The 7,012-nt window shown below is 70.0% G+C and carries 7 protein-coding genes; all 7 read right to left on the bottom strand.

The annotated features are described in order from the left end of the window. Window positions 1-252 (bottom strand): tyrosine-protein phosphatase (locus VOI19_RS10755; RefSeq protein ID WP_323792963.1); only part of this gene is annotated, 252 nt, incomplete at its 3' end. A gap of 318 nt (window positions 253-570) precedes the next feature. Next, the gene (locus tag VOI19_RS10750) at window positions 571-1,395 is read right to left on the bottom strand and encodes a DUF1295 domain-containing protein (RefSeq protein WP_323792962.1); all 825 of its coding nucleotides are present in this window, start codon (window positions 1,393-1,395) and stop codon (window positions 571-573) included. A 33-nt stretch (window positions 1,396-1,428) separates the two neighbouring features. After that, window positions 1,429-2,742 (bottom strand): cyclopropane-fatty-acyl-phospholipid synthase family protein, encoded by a 1,314-nt coding sequence (locus VOI19_RS10745; RefSeq protein ID WP_323792961.1) that lies wholly within the window; start codon window positions 2,740-2,742, stop codon window positions 1,429-1,431. Window position 2,743: 1 nt separating this feature from the next. After that, window positions 2,744-4,006, bottom strand: a complete 1,263-nt coding sequence (locus VOI19_RS10740) for a cyclopropane-fatty-acyl-phospholipid synthase family protein (protein ID WP_323792960.1) — start codon at window positions 4,004-4,006, stop codon at window positions 2,744-2,746. After that, a complete protein-coding gene (locus VOI19_RS10735; RefSeq protein ID WP_323792959.1) occupies window positions 4,003-6,087 on the bottom strand; it encodes an FAD-dependent oxidoreductase in 2,085 nt (694 codons plus the stop codon). Before VOI19_RS10735 ends, VOI19_RS10740 begins: the two co-directional genes overlap by 4 nt. Before the next feature lie 8 nt (window positions 6,088-6,095). Then, window positions 6,096-6,824: an anti-sigma factor gene (locus tag VOI19_RS10730; protein WP_323792958.1), complete on the bottom strand. Its 729-nt coding sequence runs from the start codon at window positions 6,822-6,824 to the stop codon at window positions 6,096-6,098. Then, on the bottom strand, window positions 6,821-7,012 hold a 192-nt coding region (locus tag VOI19_RS10725), incomplete at its 5' end, for a sigma factor-like helix-turn-helix DNA-binding protein (protein ID WP_323792957.1). The genes VOI19_RS10725 and VOI19_RS10730, both read right to left, overlap by 4 nt.

Here is a 7,012-nt window from a genome sequence, read left to right as displayed (position 1 = left end):
GTCCGGGTGGGCCTCGACCTCCCAGCCTTCGCGCAGGTCATAGATGGCGGCGATCCCCTGACGCGCGATCTCCGCCGCGTCCTCGTGCGTGAGCTGCAGCTCGTTGGAGCGGAAGAACACGCCGCGACGCAGGGCGCGACCGTCGGCGGTGCGGTAGCCGGTGCCGGCGACGTCTCGGAAGTTGTCGGCCGAGGCCAGGCGGATCAGGTCGTCGCCTAGACCAGCCGACAGGTCGGGGGAGGAATCACTCACCACACCACTCTAAGACCGTTACTCAACCTGGCGGGCGGCGGTGCGGTCGACCCCGCCGACCCGAGCGCGTCTAGTCACTTCGGTCCAGCCCACCTGGGTCTGGTCGGCCTGGTCACGCGGGGCCTAGGGTCATCTTCCGGTGGCTCTGGGGAGGGCCGCCCGCATTGGGAGGGAGACTCCGCGCGCACGCCGTCGCGGACCACCCGCAATTCCGAGCCCCGGAGGCGCATCCGGAACTCGGAGAGCAGAACCGACTCGGGTCGGTCCTGCCCCCCTGTCGTCGTGGGCCGGCCTGGGCCGGTCTGGGCCCGCGGAGGATCAGTGCTTGGAGCGCGGCGGGCGCGGGAAGAACAGCGGCACCCGCTCGGCGTACTCCGGGAAGCCCGGACGCTGCATCATCGTCTTCTCGAGCAGCTTGGCGCCGGTGACGTTGCGGATGAAGAACGTCATCGCCGCGGGGCAGGCGATCGTCGCGAGCCCGACGACCCAGCCCGAGGCGAGCCCGGCGGTCAGCCAGAGGCCCCACCACATGCAGGCGTCACCGAAGTAGTTGGGGTGACGGGTCCAGGCCCACAGGCCGGTCTCCATCACCTGCGGGCGCTCGTCCTTCGGCGTGGCCTTGTAGGCCGCGAGCTGGCGGTCGCCGATGGTCTCGAACGCGAAACCGATCGCCCAGACCACCACGCCGACCGCGACCAGCCACACGTGCTCGGTCGCCACGACGGCGCCGATCGAGACCGGCAGCGCGACGAACCACTGCACCCCGCCCTGCACCGCGAAGACACGGCGTACGGCGACACCCATCCCGACCTCGGAGAGCGAGCCGCCGAGCATCTCGGTGTAGCGCGGGTCCTCCTTGCCCTGGTGATCGCCGATCGCGCGCGAGCGCACGTGCCAGCCGAGCCGGCCGCCCCAGACCGCGACGAGCAGCAGCACCAGCCAGCGTCGGGCGTCGGCGTCGTCGGCAGCAAGACCCACGAGCGCCGCGACCAGCGCGATCACCACGAAGCCGAGGCCCCAGGCGATGTCGACGACCGCGACTTTGTCGAGCTGCTTGGCGCGCACCGCAGCCGCCCCCATCGAGAGCACGACGGCAGCGAGGGTGGCCAGGAGTACGACGACGACTGCCGAGGAGGTGTCCATGGCTGCAGGCTAGTCAGCCCGAAGGTAGGTGGGCTACCAGGTGCGGACGAGCGGCAGTGTGTGCTCGCCGCCGGGGCGCACCATGAGGATCTGGTCGACGCCCATCCGACCGTCGCGGAACGCCATCGCGCCACCGACGAGGTAGAGCTCCCAGACGCGGTAGACCTCGTCACCCATCAGCTCGACGAGGCGCTCGCGGTTGGCGTAGAAGTTCTCCAGCCACCCGGCGACCGTGTGCACGTAGTGCTCACGCAGGCCGTGGACGTCGCGCACCTCGAGGCCGGAGCGCTCCAGGAACGCGACCGTGTCGCCGATGGGGCGCATGTACATGTCAGGGGCGATGAAGGACTCGATGAACGGTCCGCCGCCGGGCCACTTGCCGGCCCGCGACATCTGCTGGATGAGCACGCGCCCGCCGGGCTTGACCGAGCGGTGCAGGACCTCGGCGTACGTCGGGTAGTTCTTCTGCCCGACGTGCTCGCCCATCTCGATCGACGACACCGCGTCGAAGGCGCCGCGCTCGGGCACCTCGCGGTAGTCCTGCAGACGGATCTCGACCCGGTCCTCGAGGCCGCGCTCCTTGATGCGGGCGTCGATGAACTTCTTCTGCTCAGCAGCGATCGTCACGCCGACGACCTTGGCGCCGAACTTCTCGGCCGCGCGCAGCGACATCGAGCCCCAGCCGCAGCCGATGTCGAGCAGGGTCTTGCCGGGCTCGAGGCCGAGCTTGGTGCACACGAGGTCCAGCTTGGCCTCCTGTGCCTCCTGCAGGTCCTGGTCCGGCGAGGAGTGATAGCCCGAGGAGTAGGCCATGTTGGGCTCGAGGATGAGGGAGTAGAACTCGTTCGAGAGGTCGTAGTGGTGCGCGATCGAGCGACGGTCGCGCAGCGGACTGTGCAGCCGTCCCTTGATCTGGGCCTGCGACGCCGGCGCGGCCGGCGGGCGCCCGAGGGCGCCGAGGTCGAGCGCGGTGCGCACGGCCTTCATCATCGCCGAGGGCGTCGGGCGGGTGCCGGACAGGCCGCGTTCCTTGGCGACGGTGAAGGCGTAGGTCAGGGCCGAGTCGAGATCCCCGCCGTCGACCTCGGGCACGTCGAGCTCACCGGTGCCGTAGGCCTGCGCGGCCCCGAGCTCGCCCGGGTGCCAGAGGAGACGACGTACGGCGTCGACCGAGTTGAGGACGACGAGGGGACCGTCGGGGGAGCCGGTCTCGGAGCCGTCCCAGGCGCGCAGTCGCACCGGCAGCACGCCGCCACCGATGAAGGGCGAGAGCGCCTCCGCCAGGCGCTGGGCGATGCCCGAGCCAGACGCGACGGCGGTGAGGTGCGGGGTGTCGGTCTGCGTCATGTCAGGAGCCTTCGCGGGAGAACGTGAGCTGGTTGACGTCGATGTAGCCCGACGCGAAGCCCGCGCGGGAGTACTCGAGGTAGAAGTGCCACATCCGCAGGAAGATGTCGTCGAAGCCGAGCTCGAGGACGCGCGCCGACGAGGCCATGAAGGCGTCGTCCCACAGCGTGAGGGTGCGGGCGTAGTGCTGACCCATCGAGAACGGTTCGTCCATGCGCAGCGAGGTGTGCTCGCGGGTGATCTCGTCGACGACCTGCACCGAGGGCAGGAAGCCGCCGGGGAAGATGTACTTGTTGATCCACGTGTAGGTGTTGCGCGTGGCCAGCATCCGGTCGTGCGGCATCGTGATCGCCTGGATCGCAACCTTCCCACCGGGGGCGAGCACGCGGTCGATGGTCTCGAAGTAGGTGCGCCAGTACTGCCAGCCGACGGCCTCGATCATCTCGACCGAGACGATGGCGTCGTAGGTGCCCTGGACGTCGCGGTAGTCGCACAGCTGGATGGAGACGGCGTCGGCGTCGAAGCCCTCGGCCTCTGCGGCAGCGGCGACGCGACGGTCGCCGAGCGCCTTCTGCTCGGTCGAGAGGGTCACCGAGGTGATGGTCGCGCCGCGGCGGGCGGCGCGGATGCACAGCTCGCCCCAGCCGGAGCCGATCTCGAGCACGCGGCTGCCCTCGCCGACGCCGGCCTCGTCGAGCAGGCGCTCGATCTTGCGGCCCTGGGCCGCCTCGAGGTCGACCTTCGTGGACGCCGTGGGGTCGCCGTCGAAGAGCGCGCTGGAATAGGTCAGCGTCGGGTCGAGGAACGTCTCGAACAGGTCGTTGGACAGGTCGTAGTGGTGCGCGATGTTGTCCTGGGAGTACTTCTTCGAGCTCTTCTGCGTCTTCGGCGGTCGCTTGACCACCAGGGCGCGCAGCTTCTGCAGGCTCTGCGGCACGAGGTCCTGGATCTCGGCGGCGAGCACCTCGAGGAAGCCACCGAGGTCCTCGGCATCCCAGTCGCCGGCCTGGTAGGACTCCCCGAAGCCGATCAGCTGGTGCCGACCGAGACGGGCGAAGAAGTCGTCGGGGCGGTGGACGACGGCGGTCGGACCGCCGCGACCCCAGGTCTCGTCACCGATCACGACCGAGACGTCGAGGCGGCTGAGAGCGGCCTTGAAGATGCGACGGGCGACCTTGGCCGACACGGCGGCACGAGGTCCGGACGGCACGGTGTCGAGGCCGGGCCAGTGGTTGGCGCTGATGCGCTCGGGGGCGACGGTCATTGGGTTTCCTCGTCTGTGGGGAGGGCTCTGGGGGCATCGACGCCGGCCTGCGCGTGGGCGGGCCGGGGGCGAAGGGGCAGGCGGCGCAGCCACAGCCAGATGCCGTGGCCTCGGATGAGCAGGGAGCCGCGGAGCGCGGCCGGGGCGGCGCGTACGGCGGACCCCGACGAAGCAGTGGAGCGGGCACCGGCGAGCGAGGCGCTGAAGCGATCGCCGTCGTCGGTGGTGAGGTCGACGACGATGGTCAGCTTGTCGCCGGGCACCGGGACGGTGAGGTCGTAGGTGCCGTCGGTGCCGTGGAAGGGCGAGACGTACATGGCCTTGGGCGTCGTCGCCCGGCCCTGGTCGTCGGGGTGCACGAGGTAGGCGTGCCGGTCGCCGTAGGTGTTGTGGACCTCGACGACGACTCCTGCGAGCGAGCCGGCTTCGTCCCAGCACCAGAACACGCTGATCGGGTTGAAGTTGTAGCCGAACGCCCGGGCGTTGGTCGCCATCAGGATGCGACCGGTGCCGATCTCGACGTCGCGCTCGCGCAGGAACGCCAGCACGTTGGCGCGGATCGAGTCGTCGGGGTCACCGAGGTGATCGCGGGACTCGAAGCGGCCCAGGAAGCCGTGGTCGGGCAGGTCGTCCAGGTCGACCAGCCAGGTGTGCGAGCGGTGGGTGAACCGACGCTTGAAGGGCGCACGACGGGTGTGGCTGATCGTGGTGTCGAAGACGCCGGTCTCGATCGCGGGGGCGGCGTCGCGGCCCGGGGCGACGGCGAGCGGCCAGTCGAGACCGAGGCGGGTGGCAGCAGCACGGCCCGAGCGGGCGCCGTCCTCGTGGAAGCCCCAGCCGTGGTAGGCGCCGGCGAAGACCACGCGGTCGGTGTCGATCTCGCCCAGACGCTTCTGTGCGGCCACCGAGGCCGGGTTGTAGAGCGGGTGCTCGTACTGCATCCGGTCGATGATCGTGCTCGGGTCGACGAGGTCCTCGCCGCCCAGCGTGACCAGGTAGTGCGTGTCGGTGTCGAGCCGCTGGAGACGGGTGAGGTCGTAGGTGACCATCACGCCGTCGTCGATGGGGCGCGCCACGTCGACGCCGGGCCGGCGGAAGTTCCAGGACGCCCAGGCGTCGGTGGCCTCGGGCAGGAGCGAGGTGTCGGTGTGGAGCAGCGCGGTGTTGGGCGAGTACGGCATCGCGGTGAGCAGCTCACGCTGCAAGGTGGTCGGCTCGGCCAGCATGGAGAGCGCGGCGCTCGGGTGCGCGGCGATCACGACGGCGTCGTACGTCGTCACGGCACCGCTGCCGTCGGTGATCTCGACGACGGACTCGCCCTGCGGGCCGGTGGTCTCGAGCACGGAGGTGACCTTGGTGCCGAGCCGCACCTGGTGCCCGCCGGAGACCAGGGCGGCCTCGATCTTGGACACGTAGGAGTGCGACCCACCGGAGACGGTGCGCCACTGCGGGGAGCCGAAGATGCCGAGCATCCCGTGGTGCTCGAGGAAGGTGAAGAGGTAGCGCGCGGGGTAGTCGAGGGCGACCTCGGGCTCGCACGACCACACGCAGGCCACGACGGGCTCCATGAAGTGGCGCACGAAGTAGGCGCTGAAGTGACCGGCGTCGAGGAACTCGCGCAGCGTGCGCTCGTCGGACTCGACGGCGAGCAGCGCCTTGGCCCGCCGGTGGAAGCGCGGGATCTCGGCTAGCATCGCGAGGTAGCGCGGCTTGCGGAGGTTGGCCGAGGTCGGGAACAGTCCCGCGCGGCCGAGCGCGCCGGCCCACTCGAGGTCGGAGTCGTCGTCGATGATCGACATCGACATCTCCGAGGCCTGCGTGGCCACCCCGAGCTCGGCGAACAGGCGGAGCAGGGTGGGGTAGGTGCGCGGATTGTGCACGATGAACCCGGTGTCGATGCCGAGCATCTTGGTGCTGCCGTCGGCCTGCTTCTCCGCGACCTGGTGGGTGTCGGCGTGGCCGCCGAGGCGCTCGTCGGCCTCGAAGAGGGTGACGTGAGCGGTGCGTGAGGCGATGTACGCCGCGGTGAGTCCGGCCACGCCGGAGCCCACCACGGCGACCCGCTGGGGTCGTCGTGTCATCTCAGAGATCACGCCTCGGTGAAGTCGAAGCTGGCGACGATGAAGTCGGACGTCGGTGCATCGACCGGAAGCTCGTCGCCCTTGGGCTTGGGCTCGATCGTGATGGCGACCGCCTGGGCCAGGCCGGGGTCGGCCCCCACGATCACGTCGCTGGTGTCACCGCCGAAGAGTCCGGCGGAGACGGGCGTGCCGTCGTGGATGCTCCACAGCTGGTAGGTCTTGCCGCTCTGGAGCCGCGGCATGTTGCTCGTCGTGACGACAGCAGAGTTGAGCGAGACCGAGCGGGTCAGGGTGATCGAGCCACCGCCGGCCAGCTTCTGGGTCAGGACCTCGGTGTCGGGGGCGCTCTCGAGCTGCGAGGCGGAGAGGTTGGTCGTCGGCTGCTCCCAGGGGTGCCACACGGTGGCGCCGACGCCACCCATGACCACGAGGGCTGCAGCGGCCGCCATCAGGGTGGGCACTCGGCGCCGGTGGGCGCGGGCCCGGTCCTGGGCTCCCACGAGGAGCGGGGGCAACGGGCGGACCATCTCGATGTTCGACAAGACGTTGGCGCGCAGGGAGGCGGGGGCCGGCTGGGCGACGATGTCGGCCAGCAGTCCGGCGGCCTCGCGCAGCGAGGCGACCTCGAGGCGACAGTCGTCGCACCCGGACAGGTGTCGCTCGAACTGGGCCCGCTCGAAGTCGTCGACCGCGTCGACTACATAGGCTCCAGAGAGAGCATGGATGTCGCCGCTCATGAGCCCACTCCCATCTTGTCGCGCAACCGGATGAGGCCATCACGGATGCGGGTCTTGGCTGGTCCGACAGGAATGCTGAGGATCCCTGCCACTTCGGTATGTGTGTAGCCGCCAAAATACGCGAGCTCGAGTGCTTCTCGCTGTACGTCGGTCAGGCTGACCATCGCTTTTCGCACCCGTTGCGCCTC

The organism is Nocardioides sp., from assembly GCF_034670285.1.
In the GTDB taxonomy this organism is placed as follows: domain Bacteria; phylum Actinomycetota; class Actinomycetes; order Propionibacteriales; family Nocardioidaceae; genus Nocardioides.
The sequence above is the reverse complement of the archived record's forward strand: the minus strand, read 5'-3'. Positions and strand labels throughout refer to the sequence as shown.